The organism is Paraburkholderia sp. BR10872, assembly GCF_040965835.1.
GTDB lineage: Bacteria > Pseudomonadota > Gammaproteobacteria > Burkholderiales > Burkholderiaceae > Paraburkholderia > Paraburkholderia nodosa_A.
This window is the reverse complement of the sequence record NZ_JBFRCN010000006.1, coordinates 1-18,402: the sequence shown is the minus strand read 5'-3', so window position 1 is coordinate 18,402 and position 18,402 is coordinate 1. Positions and strand designations below refer to the sequence as shown.

At 64.9% G+C, this 18,402-nt stretch carries 15 protein-coding genes and 1 tRNA gene; 13 read left to right on the top strand and 3 right to left on the bottom strand.

All coding sequences use genetic code 11. From position 1 onward, the window contains the following. The first annotated feature begins 22 nt into the window (after window positions 1-22). From glmM to phoR, 8 genes are all read left to right on the top strand, one after another. Window positions 23-1,375, top strand: coding sequence for a phosphoglucosamine mutase (glmM, locus tag AB4Y43_RS06760; protein ID WP_342945464.1), 1,353 nt, complete (start codon window positions 23-25; stop codon window positions 1,373-1,375). A gap of 421 nt (window positions 1,376-1,796) precedes the next feature. Then, entirely contained in the window at window positions 1,797-2,828 is a 1,032-nt protein-coding gene (gene pstS / locus AB4Y43_RS06755) for a phosphate ABC transporter substrate-binding protein PstS (RefSeq protein ID WP_069262538.1), read from the top strand. A 211-nt stretch (window positions 2,829-3,039) separates the two neighbouring features. Continuing rightward, the gene (gene pstC, locus AB4Y43_RS06750; RefSeq protein ID WP_069262537.1) at window positions 3,040-4,026 is read left to right on the top strand and encodes a phosphate ABC transporter permease PstC; all 987 of its coding nucleotides are present in this window, start codon (window positions 3,040-3,042) and stop codon (window positions 4,024-4,026) included. Next, window positions 4,023-4,919, top strand: coding sequence for a phosphate ABC transporter permease PstA (gene pstA, locus AB4Y43_RS06745; RefSeq protein ID WP_342945465.1), 897 nt, complete (start codon window positions 4,023-4,025; stop codon window positions 4,917-4,919). Before pstC ends, pstA begins: the two co-directional genes overlap by 4 nt. An 18-nt stretch (window positions 4,920-4,937) precedes the next feature. Next, window positions 4,938-5,798: a phosphate ABC transporter ATP-binding protein PstB gene (gene pstB, locus AB4Y43_RS06740; protein WP_342945466.1), complete on the top strand. Its 861-nt coding sequence runs from the start codon at window positions 4,938-4,940 to the stop codon at window positions 5,796-5,798. 19 nt (window positions 5,799-5,817) lie between these two features. Next, complete coding sequence (phoU, locus tag AB4Y43_RS06735) at window positions 5,818-6,522, top strand: phosphate signaling complex protein PhoU (RefSeq protein WP_069262534.1); 705 nt, start codon at window positions 5,818-5,820, stop codon at window positions 6,520-6,522. A 34-nt stretch (window positions 6,523-6,556) separates the two neighbouring features. After that, on the top strand, window positions 6,557-7,258 hold the full coding sequence (phoB, locus tag AB4Y43_RS06730; RefSeq protein ID WP_042261377.1) for a phosphate regulon transcriptional regulator PhoB: 702 nt from the start codon (window positions 6,557-6,559) through the stop codon (window positions 7,256-7,258). Between the two features lie 132 nt (window positions 7,259-7,390). Then, on the top strand, window positions 7,391-8,704 hold the full coding sequence (phoR, locus tag AB4Y43_RS06725) for a phosphate regulon sensor histidine kinase PhoR (RefSeq protein ID WP_069262533.1): 1,314 nt from the start codon (window positions 7,391-7,393) through the stop codon (window positions 8,702-8,704). Window positions 8,705-8,783: 79 nt separating this feature from the next. Here the strand turns inward: phoR and ppk1 are convergent, their stop codons facing one another. Continuing rightward, on the bottom strand, window positions 8,784-10,847 hold the full coding sequence (gene ppk1 / locus AB4Y43_RS06720) for a polyphosphate kinase 1 (protein WP_069262532.1): 2,064 nt from the start codon (window positions 10,845-10,847) through the stop codon (window positions 8,784-8,786). A gap of 193 nt (window positions 10,848-11,040) precedes the next feature. Here ppk1 and ppx point away from each other — a divergent pair, with 193 nt between their 5' ends. Beyond that, on the top strand, window positions 11,041-12,663 hold the full coding sequence (ppx, locus tag AB4Y43_RS06715; RefSeq protein ID WP_342945989.1) for an exopolyphosphatase: 1,623 nt from the start codon (window positions 11,041-11,043) through the stop codon (window positions 12,661-12,663). Between the two features lie 109 nt (window positions 12,664-12,772). On the opposite strand, the gene AB4Y43_RS06710 is transcribed toward ppx, so the two are convergent. Both AB4Y43_RS06710 and sixA read right to left on the bottom strand, forming a co-directional pair. After that, window positions 12,773-13,591, bottom strand: a complete 819-nt coding sequence (locus AB4Y43_RS06710) for a GNAT family N-acetyltransferase (protein WP_368616063.1) — start codon at window positions 13,589-13,591, stop codon at window positions 12,773-12,775. A gap of 229 nt (window positions 13,592-13,820) precedes the next feature. Further along, the gene (sixA, locus tag AB4Y43_RS06705) at window positions 13,821-14,285 is read right to left on the bottom strand and encodes a phosphohistidine phosphatase SixA (RefSeq protein WP_368616064.1); all 465 of its coding nucleotides are present in this window, start codon (window positions 14,283-14,285) and stop codon (window positions 13,821-13,823) included. Window positions 14,286-14,448: 163 nt separating this feature from the next. On the opposite strand from sixA, the gene AB4Y43_RS06700 reads away from it, so the two are divergent. The 4 genes from AB4Y43_RS06700 to AB4Y43_RS06685 form a co-directional block, all read left to right on the top strand. Further along, window positions 14,449-14,525, top strand: a tRNA-Pro gene (locus AB4Y43_RS06700). 172 nt (window positions 14,526-14,697) lie between these two features. Then, entirely contained in the window at window positions 14,698-16,320 is a 1,623-nt protein-coding gene (locus AB4Y43_RS06695; protein ID WP_342945468.1) for an NAD(P)/FAD-dependent oxidoreductase, read from the top strand. Window positions 16,321-16,590: 270 nt separating this feature from the next. Then, window positions 16,591-17,448 carry a translesion DNA synthesis-associated protein ImuA gene (imuA, locus tag AB4Y43_RS06690; protein ID WP_368727294.1) on the top strand — a complete coding sequence of 286 codons (858 nt, stop codon included), beginning with the start codon at window positions 16,591-16,593 and terminating at the stop codon, window positions 17,446-17,448. Next, the coding region (locus tag AB4Y43_RS06685; protein WP_368727293.1) for a DNA polymerase Y family protein at window positions 17,357-18,402 on the top strand (1,046 nt) is incomplete at its 3' end. The genes imuA and AB4Y43_RS06685, both read left to right, overlap by 92 nt.

The following is an 18,402-nucleotide window of genomic DNA, read 5'->3' as shown; positions in this document are numbered from 1 at the left end:
CACCAAACCGAGGGGTAGAAAGATGGGACGTCGTTATTTCGGAACTGATGGAGTGCGTGGCAAGGTCGGCGAGGCGCCGATCACGCCCGATTTCGTGCTTCGGCTAGGCTATGCCGCGGGCAAGGTGCTCGCGGGGTCGGCAGCGGCATCCGGGCCGCGCCCGTCCGTGCTGATCGGCAAGGACACGCGTATTTCGGGCTATATGCTCGAAGCCTCCCTGGAAGCGGGGCTCTCGGCTGCGGGCATCGACGTGATGCTGGCCGGGCCAATGACGACGCCAGGCATCGCCTATCTCACGCGTGCGCTGCGGCTGGCCGCGGGCGTCGTGATCAGCGCGTCGCACAATCCCTACTACGACAACGGCATCAAGTTCTTCTCCGCCGACGGCAACAAGCTCCCCGACGAAGTGGAGACGCTGATCGAGGAGCAGCTCGAGCAGCCGCTCGCCTGCGCGCCGTCCGAACAGCTTGGCCGCGCACGCCGCCTGCACGACGCGGGTGGGCGCTATATCGAGTTCTGCAAGAGCACGTTCCCGCAGGCGTTCAATCTGCGCGGCCTGAAGCTCGTGATCGATTGCGCCAACGGTGCGGCCTATGACATCGCGCCGCACGTGTTCCACGAGCTGGGCGCGGATGTGATTCCGATCGGTGTGTCGCCGAACGGCTTCAACATCAACGACGGCGTGGGCGCGACCGCGCCCGATGCGCTCGTGCGCGCCGTGCGTGCGAATCATGCGGACCTCGGCATCGCGCTCGACGGCGACGCCGACCGTCTCCAGATCGTCGATGCCCAGGGCCGCCTCTACAACGGTGACGAGCTGCTCTATGTGCTCGTGAAGGACCGCATCGCGACCGACGGCAAAGTGGAAGGCGCAGTTGGCACGCTCATGACCAATCTCGCGGTCGAGCAGGCGCTCGAGGGCCTCGGCGTGCAGCTGGTGCGCGCGAACGTGGGCGACCGCTACGTGCTGGAGCAACTTCGCGAGCGCGGCTGGCAGCTCGGCGCGGAAGGCTCGGGCCACATTCTTTCGCTCGACCGCCACACCACCGGCGACGGCATCGTCTCGGCGCTGCTCGTGCTCGCGGCGATGAAGCGCAGCGGCAAGACGATCGCGCAGCTGCTCGACGGCGTGAAGCTGTTTCCGCAGAAGCTCATCAACGTGCGCATCGCGCAGGGCGCCGACTGGAAGGGCAACGCCGAGATCCAGCAATCGATCGCTTCCGCCGAGGCGGAATTAAAGGGCAAGGGCCGTGTGTTGATTCGCGCCTCAGGGACGGAGCCGGTCCTGCGTGTGATGGTCGAAGCCCGCGAGGAGCGCGACACGATGCATTACGCCGAGGCGATCGCCAGCGTGGTGAAGCGTTCGATCGCGTGATCGCCGACGATTCAGTCGCGCAAGTCGCGCGACTGAATCACGATTGCGCCCAACCGATGAGCACGACGTTGCAATCCGCCGTCGTGCTCATTTTTTTGCGATTTATTCGGCGTCACAAGGGAAGCAGGCAAACGTTTAAAACAATCGCATAACGGTTTGCAAACCATTTTTGAGGAAATCCTCGAATTTTTTCATGCGACCCTCAGCATCCGCCAAACTCCCGCCTGGCGGGCTTTTCAGCTATCCAGGCACGTGCAGGCCATGTCGCAACCGCGCCTGCAAAGTCGCCCAAAACGCATATCCACGCGCCTTTCAGCCAGTAATCGAACTGTCACGTTCGCTTCATGAATCGTCACAGTACTGTCACAGAGACCCCCTAAGCTTCGCGGTGTCGTTCATCCGCTCACACACTGGAGGTCTCATGAAATTGATGCAAACCGCGCTCGCTGGCGTTGCTGGCGCGCTCTTCGCGATCGCAGCGCAGGCTGCTGACATCACCGGCGCGGGCAGCACCTTCGCAGCACCGATCTATACGAAATGGGCGGATGCCTATCAAAAGGCGGGCGGCGGCAAGGTGAACTACCAAGGTATTGGTTCGTCGGGCGGCATCAAGCAGATTCAGGCCAAGACCGTTGACTTCGCGGGCTCGGACGCTCCGCTGAAGGACGAGGATCTGGCCAAGGAAGGCCTGTTCCAGTTCCCGACGGTGGTCGGCGGCGTCGTGCCGGCGATCAACGTGCCGGGCGTGAAGCCGGGCGAGATCACCCTGTCGGGCCCGGTGCTCGGCGATATCTACCTCGGCAAGATCAAGAAGTGGAACGATCCGGCCATCGTCGCCCTGAACCCGAAGGTCAAGCTGCCTGATCTCGACATCGCCGTGGTCCGCCGCGCCGATGGTTCGGGCACCAGCTTCATCTGGACGAACTACCTGTCGAAGGTCAACCCCGACTGGAAGAGCAAGGTCGGCGAAGGCACGACCGTGAACTGGCCGACGGGTACGGGCGGCAAGGGCAACGACGGCGTCGCAGCCTTCGTGCAGCGTCTGCCGGGCGCGATCGGCTACGTCGAGTGGGCGTACGCCAAGCAAAATCACATGGTCTACACTGCCATGAAGAACGAGGCGGGCACTGTGGTTCAGCCGGACACCGAAACGTTCAAGGCAGCGGCCGCTGGCGCGGACTGGAAGAAGTCGTTCTACCAGATCCTCACGAACGAGCCGGGCAAGGACGCATGGCCGGTCGTCGGCGCGACCTTCGTGCTGCTGCACACGGCACAGGACAAGCCGGACCAGGGCAAGGAAACGCTCAAGTTCTTCGACTGGGCCTTCAAGAACGGTACGCCGGCTGCTGACAGCCTCGACTACATCTCGCTGCCGCAGTCGGTCGTGAGCGAAATCAAGTCGCAGTGGAAGGAGAAGGTCAAGGACGCGAGCGGCAAGCCGGTCGCCGAGTAAGCAGGGCGTCAGGCAAGTGTAAAAAAAGGCCGCCGCGTGACGCGCGCGGCCTGTTCGCTTGTGGCTTGCCTGAATCCGCGCTGTCCAAGATGTGCCGTCCGCCTTCCGGCTGAGTCGTCAGTATTAACGGCCGGAAGTCGGGCGATCTGCAGTCCCACGGCTGCATCAACGTCGTGAGCCCGCGCTCGCGGCAACTGGAACCCAGGTCACCATGTCCGACGTCCCGCTCGTGTCGAACCCGCCCGGCAACGCCGCGCAGCAAAAAGCGCCCAGCCCGGCAGGGGACATCATTTTTGGCGGCCTCGCACGCCTCGCCGCCATCGTCACGTTGTTGTTGCTCGGCGGCATCATCGTGTCACTGATCGTCGCCTCGTTGCCGACGATCCAGAAATTCGGTTTCGCATTCCTCTGGACTGCCGACTGGGATCCACCCAGCGAGCAGTTCGGCGCGCTCGTGCCCATCTACGGCACGATCGCCACCTCGATCATCGCGCTCATCATCGCCGTGCCGGTGAGCTTCGGCATTGCGCTGTTCCTCACGGAGCTTTCGCCGGCGTGGCTGCGCCGTCCGCTCGGCATCGCCATCGAACTGCTCGCCGCGATCCCGTCGATCGTCTACGGTATGTGGGGTCTGCTCGTCTTTGCGCCGATCTTCGCGCAGTGGTTCGAAAAGCCGCTCGGCTCGCTGCTCGGCGGCATGCCGATCGTCGGCGCGCTGTTCCAGGGCGCGCCCATCGGCATCGGCATTCTGTGCGCCGGCGTGATTCTCGCGATCATGATCATTCCGTATATCGCTTCGGTCATGCGCGACGTGTTCGAAGTCACGCCCGTACTGCTCAAGGAGTCGGCTTACGGCATTGGCTGCACGACATGGGAAGTGATGTGGAAGATCGTGCTGCCGTTCACCAAGACCGGCGTGATCGGCGGCGTGATGCTGGGTCTCGGCCGAGCGCTCGGCGAGACGATGGCCGTCACGTTCGTGATCGGCAATACGAACCTGCTCGACAACGTGTCGCTCTTTTCACCGGGCAACAGCATCACCTCGGCGCTCGCCAACGAGTTCGCGGAAGCGAGCCCGGGCCTGCACACCGCCGCGCTGATGGAACTCGGCCTGATCCTTTTCGTGATCACCTTCATCGTGCTGTCGATCTCGAAGCTCATGTTGCTGCGCCTTGAAAAAGCGGAGGGTGCGCGATGAGCGAACCGATGATGAAAATTCCGGGCGCGATTTACGGCCCCGAACTGGAGCGCATGCGCGACAAGCTGCAGCGTCGCCGCCGCGTGACCAATGCGATCGCGCTCACGTGCTCGCTCGCTGCGATGGTGTTCGGCCTGATCTGGCTCGTGTGGATTCTCTACACGACGCTCTCGCTTGGGATCGGCGGCCTTTCGGTGGAACTGTTCACGCAGTCCACGCCGCCGCCGAACACCGACGGCGGCGGTCTCGCCAACGCCATCGTCGGCAGCTTGATGCTCGTTGCGATCGCAACGTTCGTCGGCACGCCGATCGGCATTCTCGCGGGCATCTATCTCGCGGAATATGGCCAGAAGGGCTGGCTCGCGGGCGTCACGCGCTTCATCAACGACATTCTGCTGTCGGCGCCTTCGATCGTCGTGGGCCTGTTCGTGTACGCGCTCGTCGTGGCGAAGATGGGGCACTTCAGCGGCTGGGCCGGCGCGATTGCGCTGGCGCTCCTGCAGGTTCCGATCGTGATTCGCACGACCGAGAACATGCTCAAGCTCGTGCCGAACAACCTGCGTGAAGCGGCATTCGCGCTCGGCACGCCGAAGTGGAAGATGGTGATGTCGATCACGCTGAAGGCTTCGATCGCCGGTATCGTGACGGGCGTGCTGCTGGCGGTTGCGCGTATCGCCGGCGAAACCGCGCCGCTGCTCTTCACCGCGCTGTCGAACCAGTTCTTCACCGCGAACATGAATCAACCGATCGCGAACCTGCCGGTCACGATCTTCAAGTTTGCGATGAGCCCGTTTGCGCAGTGGCAGTCGCTTGCGTGGGCCGGCGTTTTCCTGATCACGCTCGGCGTGCTGGGTCTGAATATCCTCGCGCGCACGATCTTTTCGAACAAGTAAGCAAGGGCGGAGTTCCCGATGAACATGGCTGAGAGTCACCTCAACACCGCTGCGCACGGCAATGCGCCCTCCGCTGGGTTTGAACCTGCGGATCCCGCCCAGAACGCACGCCTGCCGGCGCTGGGCAAGCCGAAGATCGAAGTGAAGGACCTGAACTTCTTCTACGGTAAGTATCACGCGCTGAAGAACATCAACCTGCAGATTCCCGAAGGCAAGGTGACGGCGTTCATCGGCCCGTCGGGCTGCGGCAAGTCCACGCTCCTGCGCACCTTCAACAAGATGTTCGCGCTCTATCCGGAGCAGCGCGCCGAGGGCGAAATCGTCATGGACGGCGAGAACCTGCTGACGACCAGGCGCGACATCTCGCTTTTGCGTGCGCGTATCGGCATGGTGTTCCAGAAGCCGACCCCGTTCCCGATGTCGATTTACGACAACATCGCGTTCGGCGTGAAGATGTTCGAGAAGCTCTCGCGCCCGGAAATGGATGACCGCGTCGAATGGGCGCTCACCAAGGCCGCGCTCTGGAACGAAGTGAAGGACAAGCTCGGCCAGAGCGGCTACGGCCTCTCGGGCGGCCAGCAGCAGCGCCTATGCATCGCGCGCGGCATTGCGATCCGCCCCGAAGTGCTGCTGCTCGATGAGCCGTGCTCGGCGCTCGACCCCATTTCCACCGGCCGCATCGAAGAGCTGATCGCGGAACTCAAGAGCGATTACACGGTGGTGATCGTCACCCATAACATGCAGCAGGCCGCGCGTTGCTCGGACTACACTGCTTACATGTACCTTGGTGAGCTGATCGAATTCGGTGACACCGAAAAGATCTTCATCAAGCCGGTCCGCAAGGAAACGGAAGACTACATCACCGGCCGCTTCGGCTAATCGGAGCAGGGAGCAAATCATGTCCGACAAACACTTGTCCAGCCAGTTCGACGCCGATTTGAACCTCATTTCGTCGAAGGTGCTCGAAATGGGCGGCCTCGTCGAATCGCAGATCATCACGGCAATGCAGGCATTGAACGAGTTCGACGGCGCCGCCGCCGAGCGCGTGATCGCCGCCGAAGACCGCCTCAACACGATGGAAGTCGAGATCGACGAGGAGTGCAGCAACATCATCGCGCGCCGCCAGCCGGCCGCGCGCGACCTGCGCCTCGTGCTCGCCATTTCGAAGACCATCACGAACCTCGAGCGCGCCGGCGACGAAGCCGAGAAGATCGCCAAGCGCACCAAACGCCTGATGGAAGACGGCGCTTCGCGCGCGGTCAACATCGCCGAGATCAAGGTCTCGGGCGAAATGGCCGTGTCGATCCTGCGCCGCGCGCTCGACGCGTTCGCGCGTCTCGACACCGTGGCCGCCGCGCAGATCGTGCGCGACGACAAGGCGATCGACGAGGAATTCCGCGCGTTCGTGCGCAAACTCGTGAGCTACATGATGGAAGATCCGCGCACGATTTCGGTGGGCCTCGACTATCTGTTCATCGCCAAGGCGATCGAGCGGATCGGCGACCACGCGAAGAACATCGCGGAGTTCATCATCTACATCGTGAAGGGCACCGACGTGCGCCACAAGTCGCGCGACGCGCTCGAACGCGAAGCGCTCAGCTAATTCACTCCATAGGTAACAAGGTCAAGAGGTGCCGATGCCTAGCAGCATTCTCGTCATCGAAGATGAGCCCGCCATTTCCGAGCTGATTTCGGTGAACCTGCAGCACGCAGGCCACTGCCCGATCCGCGCCTACAACGCGGAGCAGGCGCAAAACCTGATCAGCGACGTGCTGCCCGATCTCATCCTGCTGGACTGGATGTTGCCGGGCAAGTCGGGTGTGAACTTCGCGCGCGACTTGCGCAACAACGAACGCACGAAGCATATTCCGATCATCATGCTGACCGCGCGCGGCGACGAGCAGGACAAGGTGCTCGGCCTCGAAATCGGCGCTGACGATTACGTGACTAAGCCGTTTTCGCCCAAGGAGCTGATGGCGCGCATCAAGGCGGTGCTGCGCCGCCGTGCGCCGCAGCTCACGGAAGACGTGGTGGCGATCAACGGTCTGAAGCTCGATCCGGCCACGCACCGCGTGGCGGCCGCCGCCGAAGGCTCGGAAATCAAGCTCGATCTCGGCCCGACCGAATTCCGCCTGCTGCACTTCTTCATGACGCATCCGGAGCGCGTGCATAGCCGTACGCAACTGCTCGACCAGGTATGGGGCGATCACGTGTTCGTGGAAGAGCGCACGGTGGACGTGCATATCAAGCGTCTGCGCGCCGCGCTCAAGCCGGCAGGGTGCGATGCTATGATCGAAACGGTGCGCGGCAGCGGCTACCGTCTCGCCAAGAGCGCCTGAGCTGGACCCATGGCCGCGCCGCAGGGTGACTCACCGGGCGGCGCGACCGTTTCACTGCCGCCGGTATTCGCGCGGTAGTCACTCGATGTCGCGTGCCCGCATCCGACCGTATTTATCTTCGATCGCAGGAACATGAACATCATCTGGGCGCGCTCCCTCGTATCGATCGTGTTGCTCGCGCTCATGTGCGCGGGCGTTGGCGCGATTTTCGGCGTCAAGATCGCGCTGAGCATCGCCGTGCTGGCGCTGCTCGCGCAAATGCTCTTCAGCACGTTTCACAAGCAGCGTCTGTGGCGCCTGCTCGACGCGCCGGTCTACGGCGAAGTGCCGAGCGCTCCCGGCATCTGGGGCGAAATCTACTACCGTCTGCATAAGCTCGCGAAGCGTTGGCATGCTCAGGTGCGCCAGGTGGAGCAGCAGCATTCGCGCTTCATCCAGGCGATCCAGGCGTCGCCCAACGGCGTCGCCATGCTCGACGACCACGACCAGATCGAGTGGTGCAACGCGATCTCGGAAGTTCACTTCGGCCTCGATGCGAGGCGCGACCTGCGCCAGCACATCACGCATCTCGTGCGTCAGCCCGACTTCGTGCGCTACCTCAATTCGCACGATTACAAGGATATGCTGATCATGCGCGGCATGGGCGCGAAGCGTCAGAACGTGATCTCGGTGCAGGTGTTTCCGTACGGCGAGAACCGCAAGCTCATCCTGTCGCAGGACATCACCGAACTCGAGCGCACCGACGCCATGCGGCGCGACTTCGTGGCCAACGTCTCGCACGAGCTGAAAACGCCGATCACGGTGCTCTCGGGCTTCCTCGAGACGATGCGCGAGCTGCCGCTTGGCGAAGCCGAGCGCAATCGCTACCTGGAGCTGATGGAGCAACAGGCCTCGCGCATGCGCCACATCGTCACCGACCTGCTCGTGCTCGCCAAGCTCGAAGGCGAGGGGCGCCAGCCCGGCGACCACATGGTCGATATGCGCGCGGTGCTCGGGCACGTGCGCGAGGACGCCGAAAGCCTTTCGGGTGGGCGTCACCGCATCACGGCCGATTTCGACGACGGACTGAGCGTCACCGGTTCCGAAACCGAGATCATGAGCGCGCTCGGCAATCTGGCGACCAACGCGGTGCGCTACACGCCGGACGGCGGGACGGTGCATCTGTCGTGGCGCGCAGAACACGGCAGCGCGGTCTTCGCGGTCACCGACAGCGGCCTCGGCATTCCGGCCGCCGATATTCCGCGCCTGACCGAGCGCTTCTATCGTGTGGACCGCAGCCGCTCGCGCGATACGGGCGGCACGGGACTGGGTCTCGCGATCGTCAAGCACGTGCTGCAGCGTCACGACGCGGCGCTCGAAGTGAAGAGCGAGGAAGGGCGGGGCAGCACGTTCACGGTGCGCTTCCCGGCCGCGCGCACGACGAGACGGCAGCCGGCGCCGGCGTAACGAAGCGCCGCCGCAATTGAAAAAGCCGCTTCATTCGAAGCGGCTTTTTTGCGTTCGGCGTTATTGCTCCGTCAAGGCATCACGGACAGAACTTCGCCAGCAAGCTCAACTGCGCATTGCGCACGGCCTTGCCCGCGCGGCGGCGGCGATAGTGGCCGTCGCTTTGCATGAGCCACGCCGATTGATTGTCGCCGAGGAAGGTGGAAAGCCCTTCGGCGATCACGCGGCGCTTGAGTCTGCGGTCGTGAATCGGGAACGCCACTTCGACGCGGCGGAACAGGTTGCGATCCATCCAGTCCGCGCTCGACAGATAGACGTCTTCCTTACCGCCCGCATAGAAGTAGTAGATGCGGTGGTGCTCGAGGAAACGCCCGACGATCGAGCGCACGGTGATGTTCTCGGACAGCCCCGGCACGCCGGGCTGCAACGAGCACACGCCACGGATGATCAGATCGATCTTCACGCCGGCCTGCGATGCTTCGTACAACTCGTCGATCACGGTCGGCTCGAGCAGCGCGTTCATCTTCGCGACGATGCGCGCCTTCTTGCCCGCGCGCGCGGCATCGGCTTCGTTGCGGATCGCCTCGATCATCTTCGGATGCAGCGTGAACGGCGACTGCCACAGATCGTGCAGCTGCAGCTCGCCACCGATGCCGGTGAGCTGCTGGAAGACGTGGTGCACGTCCTCGCACATCTTCGGCTCCGAGGTCATGAGGCCGAAGTCGGTATAGAGGCGTGCCGTGCGCGGGTGGTAGTTGCCCGTGCCCAGGTGCACGTAGCGGCGCAGCACCATGCGCCCGTTCACGGGCACGCGGCGCACGATCAGCATCATCTTGGCGTGGCACTTGTGGCCCACCACGCCGTACACCACGTGCGCGCCCACGGCTTCGAGCTGCGCCGCCCAGTTGATGTTGGTCTCTTCGTCGAAGCGCGCGAGCAGCTCCACCACCACCGTCACTTCCTTGCCGTTGCGCGCGGCCTGCATGAGCGCGTCCATGAGCGGCGAGTCGGTGCCGGTGCGGTAGATCGTCTGCTTGATAGCGACGACGTTCGGGTCGTTCGCGGCCTGCAGCAGTAGTTCGAGCACGGGCTGGAAGCTCTCGTACGGATGATGCAGGAGCACGTCGCCCTGATCGATCACGTCGAACATGTTGCTGTTCGCGGCAATGCGGCGCGGAATCGCGGGCACGTGCGGCACGAACTTGAGGTCGGGGCGATCGACCATCTCGGGTAGCTGCATGAGCCGTACGAGATTCACGGGGCCATCGACGAAATAGCAGTCCTTTTCGTCGAGGCCGCTTTCGTCGAGCAGGCGCTTCACGAGATGCGGGGGCGTTTCCGCCGACACTTCGAGACGCACCGCATTGCCGAGGTGCCGCGCGGGCAGTTCGCCCTGCAGCGCCACGCGCAGGTTGGTGATTTCGTCTTCGTCGACGAAGAGTTCACTGTTGCGCGTGATGCGGAACTGGTTGCAGCTGCGCACGACGAGGCTCGGGAACAGCTCGCCCACGAAGCGCTGCAAGAGCGAGCCGAGCAGCACGAAGCCGTGCTGGAAGCCGGAAAGCTCCTGCGGCATGCGCACGAGGCGCGGCAGCGCGCGCGGCGCCTGCACGATGCCCATGACGGCCTGCCGCCCGAAAGCGTCCTTGCCTTCGAGTTCGACCACGAAGTTCAGACTCTTGTTGAGCACGCGCGGGAACGGGTGCGCGGGATCGAGCCCGATGGGCGTGAGAACGGGCAGCAGTTCGTCGAAGAAGTATTTGCGCGCCCATGCGGTTTGCGCTTCGTTCCAGGCGTCGGTGCCGTGGAAGTAGATGCCTTCCTGTTCGAGCGCGGGCAGCACGGTGTCGTGCAGCATGCGGTACTGGCGATGCACGAGACGCTGCGCGCGCTCGACCACGAGGTCGTACACGTGCTGCAGCGACATGCCGTCGGGCGAGAGCACGCCCGGGTTGTCGCGCATCTGCTCCTGAAGCCCGGCCATACGGACTTCGAAGAATTCGTCGAGGTTGCTGCTGGTGATACAGATGAAGCGCAAGCGCTCCAGCAAAGGAACAGCGGGATCGGACGCCTGTGCGAGCACGCGCTCATTGAATCCCAGAATGCCCAGTTCGCGATTGAGTAGGGGATAGCGGATGGACATCGGCAATGAAAACGGAATGTCAGGAATGGATTCGAACGGACGCTCGGAAATTCTCACAGTAATATGACTTTATTGTGACTTTCGAAGTGTCATAAATTTTACGCCGCATTTTCACGAAATCGACAAGTCGCGTTGCGAACATGCACGCTGGGTAAAAGTACCCATGGTCATGACCAATGCGAGGAGCGACATGGTGAAGTCGGCTACGCTTAAAATGACGCATTTGGACAGCGCGGCGGCGGCGCAGCAAGCCCGCATGGCTGCGCGTTCGTCTCTGTATGCACGCATGGAGCCTGCCCCTTCGATGGTCACCAATCCCCAACTGCTTGCCGCCGTCGATCTCGGTTCGAACAGCTTTCGTCTGATCGTCGGCCGCGTCGAGGAAACCGATGCCGGCAGCCAGATCTACCCGGTGGACGCGCTGCGCGAACCGGTGCGCCTCGCGGCCGGCCTCTCGAGGGACAAACTGCTCGACCGCGCCTCGCAGGTGCGCGGCTGGGACGCGCTCAAGCGCTTCGGCGAGCGCCTGCGCGACTTTCATCCCGACCAGGTGCGCGCGGTGGCGACCAATACGCTGCGTGTCGCCAAGAACGCGCGCGAGTTTCTCACCGAGGCGGAAGCCGCGCTCGGGTTCCCGATCGAAGTGATCGCGGGGCGCGAAGAAGCGCGCCTCATCTATGCGGGCGCCGCGCACTCGGTGCCGGCGAGCGCGGGCAAGCGCTTCGTGGTGGACATCGGCGGCGGCTCGACCGAGTTCATCATCGGCGCGCACTACACGCCGATCCGCATGGAAAGCCTCTATATCGGCTGCGTGAGCCATAGCCGCCAGTTCTTCCCGTCGGGCAACGTCGACGAGTACACCATGCGCCAGGCCGAACTCGCGGCCACGCGTGAAATCCAGATCATTTCCTCCGACTACCGCAAGACCGGCTGGGACCAGGCGATCGGCTCGTCGGGTACGGCGCGCGCGCTCGCGGAACTCGTCGAGGCGAACGGCTTCAACGATCCCGGCATCACGCACGGCATTTCGCGCGGTGGCCTCGAGCGCCTGAAGCGCGCGCTCATCAAGGCCGAGAACGTCAACCGGCTCAAGCTCGTCGCGCTCAAGCCCGACCGCATCCCGGTGCTGGCGGGCGGTCTCTCGATCATGATCGCGGTGTTCGAGGAGCTCGGTATCGACTATGTGGACACCACGGACGGCGCGTTGCGCCTGGGCGTGCTCTACGACCTGCTGGGCCGCTCGCAGCACGAGGACATGCGTACGGTGACGGTGGAGGGCTTCATGCGCCGCTACGGCGTGGATCGCGCGCAGGCGGGGCGCATTGGCGAGCTGGCCGTGAAGTTCTACGATCAGTTCGAGGAGCCCGACGACGAGCGCCGCGAAGAGAACCGCATGTTCCTCACGTGGGCGGCGTCGCTGCACGAAATCGGGCTTTCCATCTCGCACAGCGCGTACCACAAGCATTCGGCCTACATCGCCAGCAACGCGGACATGCCCGGCTTCTCGCGCACCGACCAGGCGCGCCTCGCCGCGCTGGTGCTCGGCCACGTGGGCAAGCTCGGCAAGCTCTCGCAAACGCGCGATGTGGAATGGACGCTGCTGTTCTGTCTGCGTCTCGCCGCGCTGCTGACGCGCCGCCGCGCCGATGTCGGTCTGCCGCACATCAAGGTGGAGGAGGAGGGCAGCGGCTACGAAGTGCTGCTGCCCAATGCCTGGGTCCAGAATAATCCGCTCACCGATTACAACCTCGTTCAGGAAGCGGCGGAATGGGGCAAGATCGGCATTCCGTATCGCGTGGTCTATACGGAAGAGTGAGCGTAGCGCGCTGCGCCTCGTCTGACTGCGCCGATAAAAAAGCCCGGCTCGTTCGTGAGCCGGGCTTTTTTTGTTGACTCATCCTGCCCACTGAGGAGCGGATGAGGTTTTAACGCGTGACAGCTTCGCCGAGGAAGTGGCGCGCGTAACGCTCGTTGATTTCCGAGAGGCGGAAGAGCGTAAGGAAGTCGGCGGTGTTGAAGTCGGGGTCCCAGGCGGGCGCGCCACAGATCTTCGCGCCGAGGCGCAGATAGCCCTTGATGAGCGGCGGCGGCACGGCCGGCGTGCCGGTGCGCAGTTCCTCGACGGGCAGCGGCGTGTGCGGGAACGCGCGGTATTCGGGCGCGGTCAGCGCGTTCGCGCCGAGCGCGCAGTACAGGTTCGCCGCGTAGTGGCCACCGTCAGCCATGGCGACGCTCGCGCAGCCGAGCATCGTCTCGTAGCCGTTGTGCTGCATATAGCCGCCGAGACCGCCCCACAGCGACATGATGACCGAGCCGCTGCGGTAGTCGGGATGCACGCACGAGCGGCCCACCTCGACCATTTTCGGGCGCAGATGCGCGAGGCGCGAGACGTCGAATTCGCTTTCGGCATAGAGGCGGCCGATGCGCGCCGCCTGGTGCGGCGGCAGCACGCGATAGGTGCCGACGACCTTGAGCGTGTCGAGGTCGCGCACGAGCAGGTGGTCGCAGTAGGCGTCGAAGGCGTCGACGTCGAGGCCGGCGGGGCCGGTCAGGCGTGCGCCCATCTCTTCGGCGAAAACGCGGTAGCGCAGGCGCTGGGCTTCGCGCAGCTCCTCGTCGGTGCGAGCCCAGGCCACCTGCAGCCGATGCTGCGCGGTGACCGTTTCTTCGGCACGCGGCAAGCGTCGGCTCGACTCGAACAGCGTCGAGGCGAACGGCAGGGTGGGCGTCGGCAGATCTCGCATAGGGCGTCCTGGTCGGAAGTAAGAGAACTTTTCCGGCAATGTAGTAATACGCGGTTACGTTTCCATGAAAACGCAATGACGATTCGATGACGTGGCGTCAGGCAGACGGACGAGGTGGCTAGAAAGGCGGGGGGCGGCGGGCGCGTTTGAAGGGCGCTTGAATCGCGCTTGAACCGCTGTAGGGGCCGCGTGCAGGCGGCCCGGTGGGCAGACGCAGGCGGGGTCGGGGCTAGACGAGATCGGGCGTGATGGCCGCGTGGAGGACCGCCTGGTCGCCGCCGTCGCGCTCACGGCTCGCAAGCCAGAGCACGCCGGCTTTCTTGACGGCCCAGCTGCGCGAATCGGCGCCGCCCGAGAGCAGCCGCGCCGCGACCTCGCCGAGCGTGGGCTGATGGCCGACCACGACGACCGTGGACGCGAGGCCCTTGGGCCAGCCGACGGCGGTCAGCACCTCCTCGACGCTCGCATCGGGGGCGAGTTCGCGCACGACGCGATATTGGTCGGTGAGCGCCTCGGCGGTCTGGATGGTGCGTGCGGCGGGGCTGGCGAGGATCACGGCGTCGTCGGGCAGGCGCGCGCGCAGCCAGCGCGCGACGTTCTGCGCCTGCTTGCGCCCGCGTGTGGTGAGCTGGCGGGAGAGGTCGCTGGCGGCGATGTCTTCGGCTTCGGCGTGGCGCCAGAGGATGAGGTGCATGGCGTCTCCTTTTTTGGCGGTATGGGGTGCACGTGCGGCGTGTCCTGTCATGGTGCACGCCAGGCCGGTGTGCGGCAAGCGCGTGACGTGGATCGCTTTTCGTCGCTATGGCTCACTCAGATTTGACGGCGTGGCATCAGTGCCGATACAATCGCTGATTCGTCGGAGCGTAGCGCAGCCTGGTAGCGCATCTGATTTGGGATCAGAGGGTCGTAGGTTCGAATCCTATCGCTCCGACCAGCAATACCGAGGGGTTACACGCCATTGGCCTGTAGCCCCTTTTTCTTTTTCTCCCATGTTGGGTCATACGCGCTCGCGTCTCGTCGTACGGCTTGCGTTCCCTTTGAAAAGCCACCGAGCCTATAAAATACGGATCGGCCACAACTCCCGTGGCGATCGCACCCTGGCAGCCATGTTACGTTTATCCGAAGTCAAACTCCCCCTCGACCACGCCGAAAGCGAACTTGAAGCCGCGATTCGGGGACGTCTCGCGGAACTCGGCGTGGGGGCGGATGCGCTCGTGCGTTACACCGTATTCCGCCGTGCGCACGACGCACGCAAGCGCTCGGATATCAAGCTGACCTATATCGTCGACGTCGAAGTCAAGGACGAAGCGGCCGCGCTCAAGCGGATCGCCGGCAAGCCGCATTGCGGGGTGACGCCGGACATGACCTACCGCTTTGTCGCCAAGGCGCCCGAGCACTCGACGCATCCGCGTCCGGTGGTGATCGGCATGGGGCCATGCGGCCTGTTCGCGGGACTGATCCTCGCGCAGATGGGCTTTCGTCCCATCATCCTCGAACGCGGCAAGGCCGTGCGCGAGCGCACCAAGGACACCTTCGGGCTGTGGCGCAAGTCCGTGCTCAACCCCGAATCCAACGTGCAGTTCGGCGAAGGCGGGGCCGGGACGTTTTCCGACGGCAAGCTGTACAGCCAGATCAAGGATCCGCACCACTACGGCCGCAAGGTGCTCGAGGAGTTCGTCAAGGCGGGCGCGCCGGAAGACATTCTGTATCTGAGCCGGCCGCACATCGGCACGTTCCGTCTCGTCAGCATGGTGGAAAAAATGCGCGCCACCATCCACGAGCTGGGCGGTGAAGTGCGCTTCGAAACCCGCGTCGAAGACATCGAGATCGAACAGGGCAAGGTGCGCGCGCTCAAGCTTTCGAACGGCGAGACGCTGCCGTGCGACCACGTCGTGCTGGCCGTCGGCCACAGCGCCCGCGACACGTTCCAGATGCTGCACGATCGCGGCGTGTTCATGGAAGCCAAGCCGTTTTCGCTGGGCTTTCGGATCGAGCATCCGCAGGGGCTGATCGATCGCAGCCGTTTCGGCAAGTTTGCGGGCCACAAGCAACTCGGCGCGGCCGACTACAAGGTGGTGCATCACGCCAACAATGGACGGGCGGTCTATAGCTTCTGCATGTGCCCGGGCGGCACGGTGGTCGCGGCGACCTCCGAACCCGGCCGCGTGGTCACCAATGGCATGAGCCAGTATTCGCGGGCCGAGCGCAACGCGAATGCGGGCATCGTCGTCGGCATCACGCCGGAGGACTATCCGGGCGGTCCGCTCGCGGGCATCGCCTTCCAGCGCAAGTGGGAAGAGCGGGCGTTCGAACTCGGCGGCGGCAATTACCAGGCGCCGGGCCAACTGGTCGGCGACTTTATCGCCGGTCGTCCGTCGACGTCGCTGGGCTCCGTGGTGCCGTCTTACAAGCCGGGTGTGCACCCGACCGATCTCAGCACCGCGCTGCCCGACTACGTGATCGAAGCCATCCGCGAAGCCCTGCCTCAGATCGACAGGAAGATCGCAGGCTTCGCGATGCACGACGCCGTGCTCACCGGCGTGGAGACGCGCACGTCGTCGCCGCTGCGCATTCGTCGCAAGGACAATTACCAGAGCATGAACGTCGAAGGTCTGTATCCGGCGGGCGAAGGCGCCGGGTATGCCGGTGGTATCTACTCGGCGGCCATCGACGGCATCGAAGTGGCGCAAGCCGTGGCGCTCGATATGACGTCGGCGCAGGCGTCTTGATAGCAACAAGCTCTGCCGCCCTTATTGCACACCGCCCACATCGGGCTGGCGGCGTGTATTAAGCGGCGTTTGCCCCGGACGTCAGCGCGACGTCCGGCGGCGGTCCGGTTGCCGCTCGGCGATCGCAAAGTGCCCCCCCAATTTCCGCCTCCTCCAATCTCTCAAAATACTGTATAAATATACAGGTGGAGGCGAGTCGACCTCCTTCTTGCCGATGCCCCATTTCTTGCCGGGCAGGGCGAAGCGTTCCCATTAACCAGGCCACGAACCATGGCAGCAGCAGCCCAGACCACTGCGCAGACCACCGCGCAACTCGCCGCGCACTTGCCCCCCCGGCTGCAAAGCCGCGTGTGGCAAGGCGATCAGCTCGCGCGCGCCAGCGAGCGCACGGTACCGAGCGGCCACGCGACGCTCGACGCCCAGCTCCCCGGCGCCGGGTGGCCCTCGGGCAGCCTGACCGAGTTGCTCGTCGAGCAGGGCGGCGTGGGCGAGATGCGGCTCGTCGCGCCGGCGCTGCGCGCGCTCACCGCGCAGGCGGGCCGGCACGTGCTGCTCGTCGCGCCGCCGTGGCGCCCATACGCCTGCGCGCTCAAGGCGTGGGGGCTCGCGCTCGATCGCGTGATCTGGGTGCGCGCGGCCGAAAACGAAGCCGCCTGGGTGGCCGAACAGGCGCTCAAGCAGGAAGGCATGGGCGCCGTGCTGCTCTGGCAGGCGAAGGCGCGCGCCGACGCCGTGCGCCGTCTGCAGGTCGCCGCCCAGGATTCGCAGGCGCTCGCATTTCTCGTGCGGCCGCTCGCCGCGCGCAACCAGTCGTCGCCGGCGCCGCTGCGCATGACCTGCTCGCCGGTGCCGCCGCCCGACGACGCGAGCCTGAACCGCCGGCAATGGATGCAGCTCGCCGCGCTCTCTGTCGATATTTTCAAGCGCCGCGGGCCGCCGCCCGCCCAGCCACTCGTCATTACATTGCCGCTGCAGGATGCGGTGCTGCCCCAGCCGGACGCAGCTTCCGTCGTCATGCCGTGGCCCGGGGTCAATCATGCTGTGGATCGCCGTCACCTTGCCGTTGTTGCCGCTGGAGGCCGTCAGACCTCTGATGCCGCCGGCGCCGTCAACGCCGCTCCTGCCTGAAAGCGTCGATGCCCATGTCACCGGCGCGCCGCGCTGCTACGCGCTCGCCGACCACACGCGCATCCTGATCGCCGATCTCGACGCGCTGCGCGCAGGCGTCGAGCCCGGCAACACGCGCTCGCATGCGCTCGCGCTCGCGCCGGGGCTCGTGCTGCTCGAAGCCGATCCGGCGCGCGAGACCCGCGCGTTCGAGGCGCTCGCGCTCGCGTTGCTCGCCTATACGCCCAAGGTGTCGTTCGCGCAGTCGCACACGCTGCTGCTCGAAGTCGGCTCGGGCTTGCGTCTGTTCGGCGGCGTGCGTGCGCTGCTCGCCAGGGTCGCGGCGACGGTGGCCGGCTGCGGGCACACCGCGCGCATGGCGTGCGCGCCCACGGCGTGGGGGGCGTGGACGCTCGCGCAGGCGCGCGTCACGCGTTCGTCGCGCCGCTGGCATGTGCTCAAGGAAACAACGCTCGCGCGCGTGCTCGACTCACTGCCGGTCACGCTTGCGCCGTTCGCCGCGCAGCACGACCACGCGCTCACGCAGATCGGCTGCGCGACGCTCGGCGATTTGCGGCGGTTGCCGCGCGACGGCATTGTGCGTCGTTTCGGCGACGGCGTGCTCGGCTGGCTCGCGCAGGCGCGCGGCGAGGCGCCCGATCCGCGCGTCTGGTTTGCCGCGCCGCCGTCGTTTCACGCGTCGCTCGAATTGCAGGCGCGCGTGGAGAGTGCCGAGGCGCTGCTCTTTGCCGCGCGCCGGCTCGTGATGCAGCTGGCCGGCTGGCTGGCCGCGCAGCACGCGGCGTTGAGCGGCTTCGAACTGCGCCTGGAGCACGAACTGGCTTCGCGTCACGCGCCGCGCACCTCGACGCTCACGATCGCCTGGGCATCGCCTTCGCGCGACGCCGAGCATCTGCTGTGGCTGCTTCGCGAGCGCCTGAATCAGACTGAGCTTGCCGCGCCCGTGATCGGCCT